The following is a 15912-nucleotide window of genomic DNA, read 5'->3' as shown; positions in this document are numbered from 1 at the left end:
TAAATGGGCTTATTTAATTAAATGGTATTGCCGTAATTTTTTATGTAGGGTATTCCGATTCAGACCAAGGTATTGGGCAGCTAGCGATTGATTCTGCTTAGCATGGTGCATGACTACTTCAAGCAGGGGTTTTTCAACTACATTTAAGACCATCTGATAGACATCGTTGGGTGCTGTACCTTTGAGATCGTCTAGATAAGTTTGGAGGTGGGTTTGTACGCAGACAGCAATGGGATTTTTATTAGGCATAGTTAAAATATTAAGCAGCTTCAAGAAATAATAGATGATTAGAGTGCACTTGCATTTCTGCAAAAAAATCATTGACCATGGCTAATTGGGTACGACAATCATCAGCGGTATTCATGCGTTGCCGAAAAACGTGTGAGTTACGCAAGCCTTTGCAATACCAACCAATGTGTTTGCGCGCAGTTCGTAAGCCAGTATATTCGCCATAAAAAGCATAATGATCAAGCAAATGATCATTCATGATTTGTTGAATTTCAGTAATTTGGGGCGGAGGTAGGAGGGTGCCGGTTTTGAGATAGTGCTCGATTTCACGAAAAATCCAAGGCCGACCTTGTGCGGCACGTCCAATCATGATGGCATCCGCTTTAGTCTGTTTTAAAACTGCCAGGGCTTTTTCTGGACTATCAATATCGCCATTGGCAACGATCGGAATTCCGACTTGATTTTTTACTGCAGTAATTTGATCATACTCTGCAGAGCCGTGAAATAGATCGGCTCGAGTTCGTCCATGAATAGTTAAGACACTAATACCAGCAGATTCAGCAATGCGGGCAATAGCGAGCGCATTTTTGTGATCACGATCCCAGCCGGTACGAATTTTTAAACTCACTGGCACAGCATCAGGACCAACACCAACTGCTTGAATCACAGCATCAAGTATTTTTCCAACGAGAATTTCATTCTTCATCAGCGCCGAGCCAGCCGCGACGTTACAAACCTTTTTAGCGGGACATCCCATATTGATGTCAATAATTTGCGCCCCTTGAGCAACATTAATACGGGCAGCTGCTGCCATCGTGAGCGGGTCAGCGCCAGCAATTTGCACAGCAATAGGCGCAAACTCACCCACATGATTCGCGCGTCGTTGGGTTTTTTCGCTGTTCCACAAGGTTACATTCGAGGCAATCATTTCTGATACAGCGTAGCCAGCACCCAGTTTTTTGCACAACTGTCTAAAAGGACGATCGGTTACGCCCGCCATTGGGGCAACAAAAAGTTGATTGCTTAATTCGTGGGTACCAATTTTCATGAAATGACTTGAGCTAAAAGCAGTAAGTAGGCAGTTACTTTAGCATAGTGTGCGAGTTAACTGCTTAAATTTTAAGCAGCAAAAAAGAATGGCGGGTCGACCCTCTTTTAGCGCCGCCCAAACATCATTTGGCGCGCCAAACTTGTTTTTAGTGGCGGGAGCCATTGCAAAGCGGATAAGGCTAAACCGCGAGTGAAGACGACTGGCAAGAATTGAGAGGTAAAAACACGTGCAAGAAAATCGGTAATACCAATTGTGGTTTTGCGGTCAGCATTGCGCGTGCGGGCATAGTCTTGTAATAAGGCAGCTACCGAATTAGCTGAGCCCAAGTGCGTTGGGCGAGAAAAAAACCAAGCTAATTTTTCGGCTAACAAGTAGGCATCACGCAAACCTAAATTGAGACCTTGACCCGCTACTGGATGTAGTGTTTGTGCAGCATTACCAATCCATACCGAATGATCAACCGCAACTTCTTTACGATAATTTAAGCCGAGTTCATAAAGGCGACGTTCACGTACGCTAATGAAATGACCCAAGCGGCTACCGAATTGGCGTTGCAGGGCGGCTAAAAAATCAGGTTCATTGAGTTCTAGACGCTGTTGTGCAGTACTGGGCGTACTGCACCAAACTAAATTCAAGAAATGCTCACCCGCATGACTTGGAAGTAAGGCCAGCGGACCTTCAGGAGTAAAGCGTTCCCAAGCCTGATGGGCTTGTGGTTGATCTACTTCAACTAATCCAACAAGGGCGCTTTGATCGTAACTGCGACCTGCTTCAATCCACTCCTGTTGATTAAATAAGCCACCTTCGGCATGCACCACGCAAGCACTCTCTGCCGACTCGACTTGACTTGCTAGGTCAGGCGTTTCATTGCTGTGTATCCAAGAAAAGTGCGGGCTAGATGGTTGTAGCTTGCGTAAGGCCTGACGTAATGCAAGGTGAATATCGCGATAGCGCGCAATATGACCGAGCGCATCTTGATGTAATTCTTCACGAGTCATGATGGCGCGACCAAAGCGACCCGCTTGCGAGACGTGGATGCGATGAATTTCAGGGCAATTGGTTGGCCAAGCATGAATCGTCTCAAGTAATAATTTACTACCGTGGGAAAGCGCAATGCCACGAGTATCACTACGTTTATCACCATTTTCTAGCGCTTCATCAGTACGCGGATTACGATCAATTAATGCTAATTTTAAAGTTGGTAATTGTTGAAGGCACCAAGCGGCACAAGCCAGGCCAACAGGCCCACCACCTTGAATCACTACATCCCAAGTTAGGGAATTCAAATTTGATTTCACTCAGACTCACGCATCGTGCGTTCAATTTCGTTTGCAAGTACCGGCACACCCCGAGAAATTAAATCGCAACCCTGTGCTGTAATGACCGCGTCATCTTCAATCCGAATACCGATATTCCAAAACGCTTCAGGCACAGTGGCAGAAGGACGAATATATAAACCAGGCTCAACGGTAATGACCATTCCTGCTTGTAGCTTGCGCCAAGGTTTATCTTGCTTATTTTGCGTAAGATCTTCGCTAGGCTCACGATAAGAGCCGACATCATGAACATCCATGCCTAACCAATGGCTGGTGCGATGCATATAAAAAGGCTTATAAGCAGCAAGCTCAAGGGCATTGTCAAGTGATCCAACTTCACTTAATGCAATGAGTTTTTCGTCAATTAAACCTTGGGTTAGAACGCGCAAAGCAGCTTCGTGTGGTTGTATAAAAGTATTGCCGACAAGAGCAGCAGCAATTGCTGCTGCTTGGGCTGTCTGGGTAATGTCATACAAAGCCCTTTGTGGACCAGAAAAAACTCCATTGACCGGAAAGGTACGGGTGATATCGGATGCATAGCCATCTAATTCACAGCCTGCATCAATCAAGCAAAGCTCGCCATTACGCAATTCTGTCGCGCCGGCACGGTAATGTAAGACGCAGGCATTTGCTCCCGTAGCCACAATGCTGTTATAGGCAACGCTTTGCGCGCCGCTATGGCGAAATTCATGTAATAACTCAGCTTCAATTTGGTATTCGTACATACCGGCGCGACACTTTTGCATTGCCCGCAAGTGGGCTCTTGCAGAAATTGCCGCCGCTTGGCGCATGGTGGCAATTTCATCGACGCTTTTAAGCAGACGCATTTCATGTACCAAAGCCTCAATGTCATGTAACTGGGATGGCGCATTGACTCCCGCCCGTGCCTGTTGGCGCACCTGTTCAATCCAATAGCGCACCCGACGATCATTTTCAGCACTATTCGCTAAGCGGGTATATAAGGCAGTTTGATCGGCAATTAATTCGGGCAGCTTGGTATCAAGAGCTTGATTGGCGTGGGCAAAATCAACCCCCAGTTTTTCAGGTGCTGCCTCGGGCCCTAAACGCCAACCATCCCAAATTTCTCGCTCGGGGTCTTTAGGTCGACAAAATAAATGGGTTTCAAGTTGAGTCCCGCTCACGTTTAAGGCCAAAGTAGCACCAGGCTCATCAAAGCCAGTGAGGTAGAAAAAATCACTGTCATGGCGGTACGGATAATCGCTATCCCGATTACGAAAGGCCTCTGGCGCAGTCGCAATTAAGGCTAAGCCACCACCGGTGTGTTGGCGCATTAGTTCGGCGAGACGGGCGCGTCGAGCTGCATAAATGCTCGGGTTAAAGGAGGTATGAAGTTGGCTCATGATTTATTTGGAACCCTGATTTAGCTCGTTCAGGCGGGCAGGGCTCCCTACATCGTGCCATGAACCCAAATATTTTTCACCGGTCACTTGGTTTTGTGCCATGGCGGCTACTAGTAAAGGTGCTAATTTAGCCTTTTCACCTCGTATTAAACCTTTAAATAGGTCGCGATGGTAAATGCCAAGACCTGAGAAAGTTAAGCGCTCAGCCGGCTGACCTAATTGGCTTTCTTTAGCCTCTCCCGCCAAGGTTTTAAGCTCCTCTGCCCACACTTTACCCCTTTGTAGATAAAAATCGCCAGTAGGATGTTGGCTAGGATTGGGGACCAGAATGAGGTGAGCCAATTGCTGTTCATGCGCTAAGCGCATGGTCTTTATAAAAGCTAATAACTGCGCTAGTGGAAAGCCAGGGCAAAAAACATCGCCATTCATCACAATAAAATAATCTGCAGGAGCCAAAATGGGTAAAGCCTGGCAAATGCCCCCCGCTGTTTCAAGGGCTTCCTCTTCGGGCGAATAATCAATGTGTAAACCAAAGTCTGCACCTGTACCCAGTGCAGCGCTAATTTTTTCACCCAACCAGGCAAGATTAATAACAACCCGTTCGATGCCAGAATTCTGCAAAGTTTCGAGATGCCAAGTTAATAATGATTTACCTTGAACCTCGAGGAGGGGTTTTGGTAAGACATCAGTTAACGGACGCATTCGCTCACCGCGACCAGCAGCGAGCAATAAACAAGGAATTGGTGGATCCATAGAGCCAATATTAACCATTAGTGCAGCGCTGCAAGAAGATGCGCAAGGGGCTTAAATTCGATATATCGATTGGCAACATTTTGCGCATAGTGCAACACCAGCGGAATATCTTTTAGGTAAGCATTTTTTCCATCGCGATAATTTAGGCGGGCAAAAATGCCTAAAATTTTTAAGTGACGTTGTAAGCCCATCCATTCAAAGTCACGAAAAAAATCCCCAAAGTCTGGTGGCACCGCTAAGCCAACCTCTCGTGCAGTTTCCCAGTAAAAAATCATCCAATCAAGCACTTTTTCATCTGGCCATTGAATATAAGCATCGCGTAAAAGTGAAGTTAAGTCGTAAGTAATAGGCCCATAAACCGCATCTTGAAAATCTAAAATTCCGGGGCTGTGATGCGGCGAGAGCATTAAATTGCGTGAATGATAGTCACGATGGACGAAGACCTTGCTTTGCGCTAAATTATTTTTTATGAGGAGATTAAAGCAAGCACTTAATTGGTCTTGCTGTTTAGAATTGAAATTCATTTGTAGATGACGCAGCAAATACCACTCGGGAAATAAATCGAGTTCGCGTTGCAAAAGTTCGCTATCGTAATTTGGCAAGATATTTGCTTGGCTAGCTAATTGCAATTGCACTAAGGCTGTGATTGCCTCGCGATACAGTTTGTCAGCATTGTTTGGTGTCAGCGCATCTAAATACGTGGTGCTGCCCAAATCGCTGAGTAAGAGAAAGCCAGCTGGTGAATTTTCAGCCAAAATTTGGGGTACATTTAATTGGGCCTCGGCAAATAAACGCGCTACTCTAATAAAGGGTTCAATGGATTCTTTATCGGGTGGCGCATCCATCACAATCAGAGTTGGATAATTGGCCTTTGTAGACCGAATGCGGAAGTAGCGGCGAAAGCTAGCATCTGCCGAAGCTGGCGCCAAAGAGTCCAGATCGAGCTGCCAGGGGATGGCTAAAGCCCCTAGCCATTGGCCTAGTGCAGATAAGCGAGAGTCAAGCATGGTCGGTTCGTATAATAAGTCGAGTCTAGATTTATGAGTCATTATCGCCGTCGCGCCGGCCTTTGCGCCCCCGTTCATTTTGCACCCAGCGTACGATTGATTTTGGGTGCGACTTTATTACGTTTGGCAGCCGAAACCATGGCCCAAACTGCGGTCATTCCACCCCCTGCTGCTACCCCAACAGTAACTACTTTATTTCCCGATAAAGGCTATCAAAAGGGCTTGAAATTTGATGATCAATTGCGCCTTGGCAAACCCATTCCCGATGATCAAGCGCTAACTTTTACGGCTAGCGATGCGATCGATGGAGTAGTCGAGCGCGAAATGAAATTGCAGGGGCGGGCACAAATTCGTCGCGGCGGAACCGTAATGAAAGCTGATCAAATTACGTATGATCCCGATTCCGACACAGCCAACTTAATTGGCAATGTAGAGTTAGTCAAAGATTCTGCTGTTTTCATGGGGCCCAAAGCGCGGTTGCGCGTAGACGCTCGCGAGGGTGGGATGGAGGATCTGACATATGAGTTTCGTGATAGCCGCGTCCGCGGGCGGGCGAAAAAATTAACCGTAGCGTCTGCCGACACCTATCAATTAGAACAACCCATTTACACCACCTGCGCACCAGATAATCTCGATTGGTATTTCAGTGCTAGTCAACTTGATCTAGATCAAGAGCAGCGCACTATGACGGTTAAAGATGGGGTAATGCGATTTTTTGATGTACCAATGCTGTATCTGCCTTACATTAGTTTGCCTACATCAAATCAACGTCGCTCTGGATTTTTAGCGCCTGTCGCTGGCTATAGCACTACCAATGGCATCGATGTAACCGAGCCTTACTATATGGACATTGCGCCGAATCGTGACTTATTAATTTTGCCTCGCTATATGAGTAATCGCGGTCTGCAGTTGGGTGGGAATTTACGTTACCTAGAACCAAAATATACTGGCGCTTTACAAGCCGATATTCTGAATGATCGGCTAACTAACTCCTTACGTTGGAAATATGACTTACAACATCGCGAGGCAATTTTGCCAGGATGGAATGCCTACGCTAATGTGGCTAAAGTTTCTGACAACACCTATCCAATTGATTTTTCACGCTCAATCGCAGCAGCCGTATCAACGCAATTTCGCCAAGAGATTGGCACGAGCTTCGCGATGCCGGGAAATAGTGCATTAACGGGTTGGAATTTCACGGCCCGCACTTTAACTTTTCAAACTTTACAGCCTGATCCCGCGAGCATTGTAGGCGCGCCATATAATATTTTGCCTGAAATAAAAGCCTCGTATATTAAAAATAACTTTTTAAATTTACCTACTACTGGAACATTTAAAGGGCCCGATGCATATTTCAATGCCGATTTCACGCGCTTTCAATACAACATAGCTGGCAATTTAGCCGGTACAGCGCCTGGCCCTTATAGTGATGCTTCGCGTAGCGTAATAAAGGGGGGCATTAGTGCTTCACAAACTACGCCTGGATATTACCTTACCCCCAAGATCTTTTTTCAGGCAAATAATTACAGCGCAGTTTCTTCAACCCCAGGCGCTGCCCCAGCACAAGGTTTTATTATTCCCACTATTACCCTAGATAGTGGCATGGCATTTGAGCGAGAAGCCACAGAATTAAAGGGGTTTTTTGGTCGAGACATGTTATTAACAGTAGAGCCTCGCGCTTATTATGTTTACACCCCTTATGTGAACCAAAGCAATGTGCCTAACTTTGATACAGGCGACCAAGGTTTTGGTATTTCACAAATATTTGCCCCCAATACGTTTATTGGTAATGACCGCGTATCCGATGCCAATAAAGCCACTTTGGGTATAACCAGTCGTTTACTGGACGCCCAAACTGGGGCAGAGCGAGCCACTGTCATAGTAGCTCAGCAACAGCAATTTCAGGGGCAAAAAGTGTCAACCTCAACCACCGTGCAAAATCCTTCCACCTATTCTGATACTTTAGGTGCAGGTACGGTGCGCTTACCCGGAAACTTTAATCTTGATCTATTTGGGCAATTCAATACCCAGCTTAGCCGCTTTGTGCAATCAAGCGTTGGGGCAGGGTGGAACCCAACGCCTGGACGCTTAATTAACTTTGGATATCGTAATGTCTGGACGGTGCCGGTGCCGGGCGTTTCTGCTGGGGCCACGACCACTGACCAATATAGCGCTTATGGGCAATGGCCCATAACCAAGCATGTTTCGCTAATGGGACGTTGGGGGTATGATGCCCTTGCTAGTAAAACCCTCAATACCATGGCGGCAGTAGAATACGACCAAGATTGTTGGGCTATTCGCATGGCATATTCACAAGTATTAACCAATGCGGCCACGAATACCCAAATTTTATTCCAACTAGAATTTAAAGGTTTTGGCGGTATTGGTAACAACCCAGTTGACATCATGAAACTAAATATTCCCGGATATAAACCGGCACCTCAGGCCTTGCCACCATCCTCTTTTGAAAACTATAAGTGATTGTAAAGACCTATTTATTACCGCTCTTGTATCGACTTGCATTCAGCACATTGATGGCTGGATGCGGTTTGGCTTTTGCGCAAAATAGTACTAAAACCAGCCCGCCTCCTGGGGCTAATAAAGTAGTCGCAGCAAGCCCTACTCCTACTAGTAAAGTGCGTAATTTAGATGGCGTAGCAGCAATTGTGAATACTGGCTATATCACGCGTAAGGATATTGATGATCGGGTCATTGAGATTGAGGCTCAAATGATTAAGAGCGGTAAAAAACCACCTGATCCAGTCACTTTTCGTAAAGAGGTTTTAGAACGTCTCATCGTTGAAAAAATTATGCTTCAAGAGGCAGAAAGTACGGGAATTATTATTTCCGACAAAGAGCTCGATGCGATCATTGGCAAAATTGCCGCACAAAATAAACTTACCGTCGCCGAGTTTCGGGAAAAAGTTATTCAAAATGGGATGAGCTTGAAACAATACCGCGATATTTTGCGCAGCGATGTAGTGTTAGCGCGTTTACGCGATCGTGAAGTAGAGGGGCAAATTAAAATTTCTGATGCTGAAGTGGATAATTATATTATCGAGCGTATGCAAGTGATGGCGGCAGCAGCAAACTCTCCCCCCGCACAAAATCAAGAGCCTATAAAGCCAGGTTCTGGCCCCGAAGAAATTGATGTGGCACAGATTTTTATTCCGGTCGATCCCAGCGCTGGGCTTGGAGCCCAAACCGAGGCCCGAAAAAAAGCCGAGACTATTTTGAAAACTGCGCGCGGAGATATCGATTTTATGAAGCTTGGCGCTCAAGCAGCAAAAGAAGATTCGAAGATTAAATTTCAAGAGCTAGGTTATCGAACCCCAGACCGATTGCCACAAATTTTTTATGAATCAGTCCGTAATTTAGGTTCAGGACAAGTGGCAACTGCTGTACTTAAAAGCCCTGCTGGTTTTCATATTTTAAAAGTTTTAGACCGCCGTTCTTTATCTGAACGCCCCCCAATAAACACCACAGCAGTTACCAGTAGTGAGTCTGCTAATGCGGAACCTACCGCCCCGCAAAATATCATGGTGACCCAAACTTTGGCTCGTCATATTTTAGCTCGTCCTCGAGCAGGTTTTAGCGATGCCGATGCTGAAAGAAAGTTGAATGGTTTTCGTGAACAGATAAAAGCGAAGACAGGTGACTTTGGTGAGCTAGCAAAAAAGTTTTCTGAAGACGGCTCGGCTGCTAACGGCGGCTTATTGGGATGGATGGGGCCTGGCGATTTAGTGCCTGAATTTGAACAAGCCATGAACCGTTTACAAATTGGAGAGGTTAGTAGCCCAGTTAAAAGTCAATTTGGTTGGCACTTAATTCAAGTGGTCGAGCGACGAGAAGCGCAGCTAACAGTAGATAAACAACGTCAATTTGCCAAAGCGGCACTACGTGAACGGAAGATTGAGCAAGCATATCAAGATTGGGTGCGCCAACTTCGCGATAACGCTACAGTGAAATTAATTAATACCGATAATGTCGCTGCCCCTTGAGCTTGTCATTACTACGGGCGAGCCTGCTGGCATCGGCCCAGAAATTGCTTTAGCAGCAGCCAAACAATTTCTCCAAGAAAATGATGCGGTAAGTATTACCTTATTAGGTGACCCTAGTTTATTTAAAGCGATTGAGCAAAAAAAACCGCTGCCTTGGTCGGAACAATTACGATTAGAGCCAATCTCTTTAAAAACGCCAGCTAGCGCAGGTCAACTAAATCCAGAAAATGCACCGTATGTTTTGAGCATGTTAGATCATGCACTAGCAGGTTGTTTGTCAGGGCGTTTTGGGGCCATGATTACTGCGCCGATACAAAAAAGTATCCTCAATCAAGCGGGCATCCCTTTTTCTGGACATACCGAGTATTTAGCCCAACAGTGCCATTGTTCACAAGTGGTGATGATGCTATGTGCGAATATACCAGCAGGCATCTTGGGTCTGGCAAGGTCAAATCCATTACGTGTGGCTTTAGCAACGACGCATTTACCAATACAGGAAGTCCCTGCAGCTCTTCATCGAGAGACCTTAGTAAAAACAATAGATATTTTGCAGCAGGATTTACAGACTTGGTTTGCAATCGAACAACCACGCATTGCCGTAGCCGGCTTAAATCCACATGCTGGCGAGGGCGGGTATTTGGGGCAGGAAGAAATCACTATTATTGCTCCGGCTATTTTGGCGGCCCAACAAAAAGGAATTGCGGTTACGGGGCCGATTCCAGCTGATGCCTTATTTAACCCACGTAATTTATCTGCATATGATGTTTTTTTAGCGATGTATCACGATCAAGGTCTTGCACCATTTAAATTTGCAGCCTTTGGCAGTGGCGTTAATGTTACTTTAGGCTTGCCAATCATCCGTACTTCAGTAGATCACGGTACTGCACTTAATCTGGCTGGGCAAGGTTTGGCTGATGCTAGCAGTATGCTAGAGGCTTTGCGTTTAGCGTTTCAATTAGCTCAGCAGCGCGCGCAGAATAAATCTCATGCATCACGCCCGTAAGCGTTTCGGCCAAAATTTTTTAAAAGATGACGGGGTTATCCATGCCATTATCAACATCATCAACCCGAGTGCCGATGCACAGATCATAGAAGTTGGACCGGGCTTGGGGGCGCTAACCTTGCCGCTACTAAACCAAGTTGACCACTTAGATTTACTGGAAATCGACCGTGATTTAGTCGCCTATTGGCGGGCAAAAAACATACCAGGAATTGAAATTATCGAAGGCGACGCACTAAAGTTTGATTTTGTGAATTGGGCTAAACATTCGAATTCAAAGACCAAGGAAAATAGCCAAGAAAAAACGCTGCCTCAAAGCAGACCTCGTCTGATTGTCGGTAATTTACCTTACAACATATCATCACCCTTATTGTTTCATTTGCTTTCAGTGGCCCCCTTCATCAATGAACAAGTATTTATGTTGCAGGCTGAAGTCGTTGCCCGCATGGTAGCAGTAGACGGTGGTGCAGACTTTAGTCGACTATCGGTCATGCTGCAAGCGCGTTACCACCTGGAGCAAGTCTTAGCAGTACCGCCCACTGCTTTTGAGCCTCAACCTAAGGTGAATTCAGCTGTTGTCCGCATGATTCCACGGCAGCAATTTTCTTTAAATCAAGATGAATGGCGGGCTTTAGAAAAAATCGTTGCGGCGGCATTTTCGCAGCGCCGCAAGATGTTACGTACTAATTTACAGAGTTATAGCGAACGCTTGGCTTTAAGTGACTCAGATCTCAAACTCCGCGCTCAAGATATACCCGTAGCTCAATATATCGAGTGGGCTTGCCGTTTAGTGCAGACTTAATAAAAGCAATGCCTTAACAGCAGCCTTTATTTTGTATAAGCGCTCGGATCAATTTTGAGCATTTCCGCTTCAATCCAATTTTCAACTTCTGTATTGAGTTGCTCTCCCGTTTTGCCAGCAGAGGAAATCAACGGCCCAATTGAAATCGTCACTAAACCTGGATACTTTAAAAAACTATTACGTGGCCATACTCGACCACTATTGTGGGCTACTGGAATAACACTTGCATTGGTCGCAACCGCTAGCCGTGCGCCACCTTTCCGATAGGGACGGTGTGAACCAGTAGGAGTGCGAGTACCCTCAGGGAAGATTAAAATCCAATTACCATCACGGAGGCGTTGACGTCCCTGGTTAGCGACTGAAATGGCTGCAGTTTCGCGATTAGAGCGATTGATATGAATCATATTCAACATGCCCAGAGCCCATCCAAAAAAAGGTAGCCAGAGCAATTCGCGTTTAAAGACAAAACATAAATGCTTTGGAAAAATAGCAATAAAAGCGATTGTTTCAAAAGCAGATTGATGCTTACTTAAAACAACAACGGGTAAATCGCGGGAGTTTGTTACGTGCTCCATTCCTTTAATTTGATAACGAATACCACAAAGATGTTCTAGCACCACTAAAACAATTTTGTTCCACCGACTAACAAATTGATAACGCTTATAAACCGGCATAAAGGGAAAAATAATGACGCATAAGCCGCCAAAAAAAAGCGTAAAGAGCAGCAGAAAAATAAAAAACGCGCTTGATTTAAGCCAAATCACGCTAAATCCTTAAGTGTTCGTGAGTAAAGGCGAGTAAGTTTTCATAGACTGCTGTATTCGCAGGCAGCCCACCGGTAGCCAAGGTCAAGTTACCTTTACCAGTTAGGACTAAATTTAGTTGGGCTCCTAAGGTACTTGCAGGTAACAAATCACGTAGCGAATCACCTACAACAGGTATGTCGGCCAGCACAGGCTCGTTAGCGCCAGGACGATAACGCGCAGCTATTTCTAGATACATGCCGGGCAATGGTTTACGGCAGTTGCAATGATCGGCGTCAACGTGAGGGCAGAAGAAAATACTATCAATCCTACCGCCTAGTGGAGTAAGCAGATCAGCCATTTTCTGATGCATTACTTGCAAGTCTTGGAGGGTATAAAAGCCGCGGCCAATACCCGACTGATTGGTGGCAATAACAATGCGGTAACCAGCTTGAGTAAGTAGGGCTAAGGCTTCAAGACTTCCTGGAAGGGGCTCCCATTCTTGCGCAGATTTAACGTAGTCATCGCGATCGACATTAATCACACCATCACGATCGAGGATAATTAATTTAGGAGCGTGCTGGTTCATGCCAATTTACCGAGATCGGCAACCAAATTCATTTTTTGATGCAATTGTTGTAATAAGGCCAAGCGATTATCTCGCAGCTCTGGCTGCGGATCCATCACCATCACATCAGCAAAAAATTGATCAATGGGTTGCGCCAGAGAAACTAAAATTTGTAAGCAAGCAACAAATTCTCCGGCCTGATAAGCCAAATCGAGATTGGTATGGATGGCTTCTAGGCTTTTTGCAAGCACAATTTCTGCAGGTAGAACGAGTAGTTTTGGCGCGTAATTAGTTGGTATCGGCGTATGGGTTTTCTTGAGGATATGACTAATGCGTTTATTAGCTGCAGCTAGTTGAGCAGCCTCAGGTAAAGCATTAAATTGGCGCAAAGCTTGTAAACGCGTAATAACATCATTGAAATAAGGTGGCATTTGACTTAAGACGGCGTCAATTTCAGGGGCAGTAAAAGCCTCTCCAAGCCCTACCTGATCACGCAAATAGGCAGGAAAGCGATCCGCAATAAATTGATAAATTTCACTGGTATTCGCTTTTTGCGCTACCTCAGTTTGCTTAAATTGACTGCGGGCAAAATCAATCTGGATTGGCAGATTAATTACTAAATTCTTTTCTACTAATAAACGGCAAATACCAAGCGCATTGCGTCTTAAGGCATAAGGATCTTTATCGCCAGTAGGCGCAAGTCCAATACCCCAAATACCGACTAATGTCTCTAGTTTGTCAGCAAAGGCTAAAACGGTACCAGTTAATGAGCGGGGTAGTGAGTCGCCTGCAAAACGGGGTTGGTAGTGTTCGCCACAAGCAGCTGCTACCTCGGCAACCTCACCATCAAGCGCTGCATAATAGCGGCCCATAATGCCCTGTAGTTCGGGAAATTCCCCAACCATGTCAGTAAGTAAATCGGCCTTAGCAATTTCTGCAGCTCGACTAAGCCATTCTGTATTAATAGCTAGACCCTGACGATTCAAGTCTGCGGCAATCTGGAGGGCAATTGCTTGTACCCTGCGCATGCGCTCGAGTTGGCTACCAAGCTGGTTTTGATAAACCACTTTATTCAGGTCATCGAGGCGAGAATGCAGAGAGCGCTTTTGATCTTGTTTGTAAAAGAAGCGCGCATCTGCTAAGCGGGGGCGTATGACGCGCTCATTGCCGGCAATAATCGCGCTGGGATCAACGGTTTCAATATTAGAAACAATTAAAAAGCGATTACGTAATTTTCCTTGTTGATCCGTTAAGGCAAAATATTTTTGATTGGTCTGCATTGTCAAAATAAGGCACTCTTGCGGAATTTCCAAAAATTCAGGATCGAATTGACAGCAATAAACTACTGGCCACTCTACAAGAGCAGTTACTTCATCAAGTAGTGCATCCGGCATCAACACCAGATCATCGCCAGCCGCCTGAGTAAGGCCCTGTTGAATTAAGGTACGACGACGTACGAAATTGGCGACAACCTTGCCTTGGGTTTCAAGGACACGTTCATAATCGTCAGCAGCCGTTAGTTTTAGCGCTCCGCTAGAAAGAAAGCGATGTCCTTCGGTTAGCTGGTCTGCGGTAATGCCAAGTGCCTCTAGGTGCAAGGGCACTTTACCGTGCAGAGCAAGAATCCGGTGAACTGGTCTAGCAAAAGCCACATCTTTTAAGTCCCCATTTTTTTGGGCGACTTGGTAATGCATCATTTTCGCAATAGGAAGTTGTTGCAAAGCAGATTCAAACGCTAGTTGTAGGGTAGGCGTAAGTTGCGCACCAGTTGCCTGTAGATTTAAAAAGAGTGTTTCATTTTTACCTTCGCCAGACCGCTCTAAGGTGTTGAGATCGATATCAGCAGAACCCAGCGAAGCCAATTTTTTTAAGAGCGGCGCAGTGGGCTTGCCGGCACTATCAAAAGCGATACTAGTTGGCAATATTTTTTCCCGTACAGCATAGTCAGAGGCTTGATTAAGCACGCCATTAATTTGCACTGCTAAGCGACGGGGACTGGCAAAGCTAATAGGCTTTGAGTCTGCGCTTAATAGCTGGGCCTTTTTTAGTGAGTTAAAAATAGCACTAGTAAAAGCATCACTCAGTTTAGATAAGGATTTTGGTGGCAACTCTTCTGTAAATACTTCCAAAATTAAGGTTGCGTTTGGCTCTAACATCATTTTGCGTTCGTGTGAACCATTGGAAAACCAAGCTTTTCGCGAGCCTCAAAATAGGCTTGCGCAACTGCGCGTGATAAATTGCGAATACGGCCAATATAAGTAGCTCGTTCAGTTACAGAAATGGCGCCACGGGCATCTAAAAGATTAAAAGTATGTGCGGCTTTCAAAACCATTTCATATGCAGGCAGGGCAAGCGGTACTGCAATGAGGCGCTTAGCTTCATTTTCATAGTTAGCAAAATGGCTAAACAGTAATTCGGTATTGGCGTGTTCGAAGTTATAGGCGGATTGCTCTACTTCATTTTGATGGTACACATCACCGTAACTTAGGCCCTTAGTCCAGACTAAATCAAATACATTGGCACAATTTTGGATATACATGGCTAAGCGCTCAATGCCATAAGTAATTTCGCCTAATACGGGTTTGCAGTCAAGGCCACCCACTTGCTGAAAATACGTGAATTGGGTTACTTCCATGCCATTTAGCCAAACCTCCCAACCTAAACCCCAAGATCCCAAGGTGGGATTTTCCCAATCATCCTCAACAAAGCGCACATCATTTTTTTGTAAATCAAGCCCCAAGGCTTTTAAGGAGCCCAAATATAAATCTAAAATATTGTCAGGAGCTGGCTTTAGAACTACTTGAAATTGATAGTAGTGCTGTAGACGATTTGGATTTTCACCATAGCGTCCATCCTTTGGTCGGCGTGATGGTTGAACGTAAGCTGCCTTCCACGGCTCAGGCCCAATTGCACGCAGAAAGGTGGCCGTATGGGAAGTACCCGCGCCAACCTCGAGGTCGATCGGTTGCAACAAGGCGCAGCCTTGCTGATCCCAGTATTCCTGGAGTTGAAGAATAATTTGCTGAAAAGTAAGCATTAAAAAGTAAGCATCATCGACCTAGCTAAGGCCTTGATTTTAACC

The 15912-nt window shown here is 45.5% G+C and carries 14 protein-coding genes; 4 read left to right on the top strand and 10 right to left on the bottom strand.

The annotated features are described in order from the left end of the window. Positions 1-9 precede the first annotated feature (9 nt). The 6 genes from LZG75_RS00195 to LZG75_RS00170 all read right to left on the bottom strand — a co-directional run bounded on the left by LZG75_RS00195 (position 10) and on the right by LZG75_RS00170 (position 5716). Positions 10-249 (bottom strand): helix-turn-helix domain-containing protein, encoded by a 240-nt coding sequence (locus LZG75_RS00195; RefSeq protein WP_233924562.1) that lies wholly within the window; start codon positions 247-249, stop codon positions 10-12. A gap of 10 nt (positions 250-259) precedes the next feature. Further along, positions 260-1276: a tRNA dihydrouridine synthase DusB gene (gene dusB, locus LZG75_RS00190; protein WP_233934718.1), complete on the bottom strand. Its 1017-nt coding sequence runs from the start codon at positions 1274-1276 to the stop codon at positions 260-262. A gap of 107 nt (positions 1277-1383) precedes the next feature. Beyond that, entirely contained in the window at positions 1384-2577 is a 1194-nt protein-coding gene (locus tag LZG75_RS00185; protein ID WP_233934717.1) for an FAD-dependent monooxygenase, read from the bottom strand. Next, positions 2574-3956, bottom strand: a complete 1383-nt coding sequence (locus LZG75_RS00180; RefSeq protein WP_233934716.1) for an aminopeptidase P N-terminal domain-containing protein — start codon at positions 3954-3956, stop codon at positions 2574-2576. The genes LZG75_RS00185 and LZG75_RS00180 overlap by 4 nt, the downstream gene beginning before the upstream one ends. Positions 3957-3959: 3 nt before the next feature. Next, complete coding sequence (gene murU, locus LZG75_RS00175) at positions 3960-4727, bottom strand: N-acetylmuramate alpha-1-phosphate uridylyltransferase MurU (RefSeq protein WP_233934715.1); 768 nt, start codon at positions 4725-4727, stop codon at positions 3960-3962. Continuing rightward, entirely contained in the window at positions 4727-5716 is a 990-nt protein-coding gene (locus LZG75_RS00170) for an aminoglycoside phosphotransferase family protein (RefSeq protein WP_233924668.1), read from the bottom strand. Before LZG75_RS00170 ends, murU begins: the two co-directional genes overlap by 1 nt. Before the next feature lie 33 nt (positions 5717-5749). Here LZG75_RS00170 and LZG75_RS00165 point away from each other — a divergent pair, with 33 nt between their 5' ends. The 4 genes from LZG75_RS00165 to rsmA are packed head-to-tail and all read left to right on the top strand — an operon-like array spanning position 5750 to position 11519. After that, positions 5750-8197 carry an LPS-assembly protein LptD gene (locus LZG75_RS00165; RefSeq protein WP_233934714.1) on the top strand — a complete coding sequence of 816 codons (2448 nt, stop codon included), beginning with the start codon at positions 5750-5752 and terminating at the stop codon, positions 8195-8197. Then, entirely contained in the window at positions 8194-9717 is a 1524-nt protein-coding gene (locus LZG75_RS00160) for a peptidylprolyl isomerase (protein ID WP_233934713.1), read from the top strand. The genes LZG75_RS00165 and LZG75_RS00160 overlap by 4 nt, the downstream gene beginning before the upstream one ends. Further along, complete coding sequence (pdxA, locus tag LZG75_RS00155; RefSeq protein ID WP_233934712.1) at positions 9701-10720, top strand: 4-hydroxythreonine-4-phosphate dehydrogenase PdxA; 1020 nt, start codon at positions 9701-9703, stop codon at positions 10718-10720. Before LZG75_RS00160 ends, pdxA begins: the two co-directional genes overlap by 17 nt. Then, positions 10704-11519, top strand: a complete 816-nt coding sequence (rsmA, locus tag LZG75_RS00150; RefSeq protein ID WP_233924569.1) for a 16S rRNA (adenine(1518)-N(6)/adenine(1519)-N(6))-dimethyltransferase RsmA — start codon at positions 10704-10706, stop codon at positions 11517-11519. The genes pdxA and rsmA overlap by 17 nt, the downstream gene beginning before the upstream one ends. 26 nt (positions 11520-11545) lie before the next feature. Here the strand turns inward: rsmA and LZG75_RS00145 are convergent, their stop codons facing one another. The 4 genes from LZG75_RS00145 to glyQ are packed head-to-tail and all read right to left on the bottom strand — an operon-like array spanning position 11546 to position 15867. Further along, complete coding sequence (locus LZG75_RS00145; protein ID WP_233924570.1) at positions 11546-12283, bottom strand: lysophospholipid acyltransferase family protein; 738 nt, start codon at positions 12281-12283, stop codon at positions 11546-11548. A gap of 1 nt (position 12284) precedes the next feature. Further along, complete coding sequence (gene gmhB, locus LZG75_RS00140; protein ID WP_233924571.1) at positions 12285-12851, bottom strand: D-glycero-beta-D-manno-heptose 1,7-bisphosphate 7-phosphatase; 567 nt, start codon at positions 12849-12851, stop codon at positions 12285-12287. Beyond that, positions 12848-14989, bottom strand: coding sequence for a glycine--tRNA ligase subunit beta (gene glyS / locus LZG75_RS00135; protein ID WP_370635203.1), 2142 nt, complete (start codon positions 14987-14989; stop codon positions 12848-12850). The genes gmhB and glyS overlap by 4 nt, the downstream gene beginning before the upstream one ends. Continuing rightward, on the bottom strand, positions 14986-15867 hold the full coding sequence (gene glyQ, locus LZG75_RS00130) for a glycine--tRNA ligase subunit alpha (protein ID WP_233924574.1): 882 nt from the start codon (positions 15865-15867) through the stop codon (positions 14986-14988). Before glyQ ends, glyS begins: the two co-directional genes overlap by 4 nt. Positions 15868-15912: the final 45 nt, after the last annotated feature.

Origin of the sequence: Polynucleobacter sp. IMCC30063, assembly GCF_021395235.1 — a bacterium.
GTDB lineage: Bacteria > Pseudomonadota > Gammaproteobacteria > Burkholderiales > Burkholderiaceae > Polynucleobacter.
This window is presented reverse-complemented; position numbering and strand designations above follow the sequence as displayed.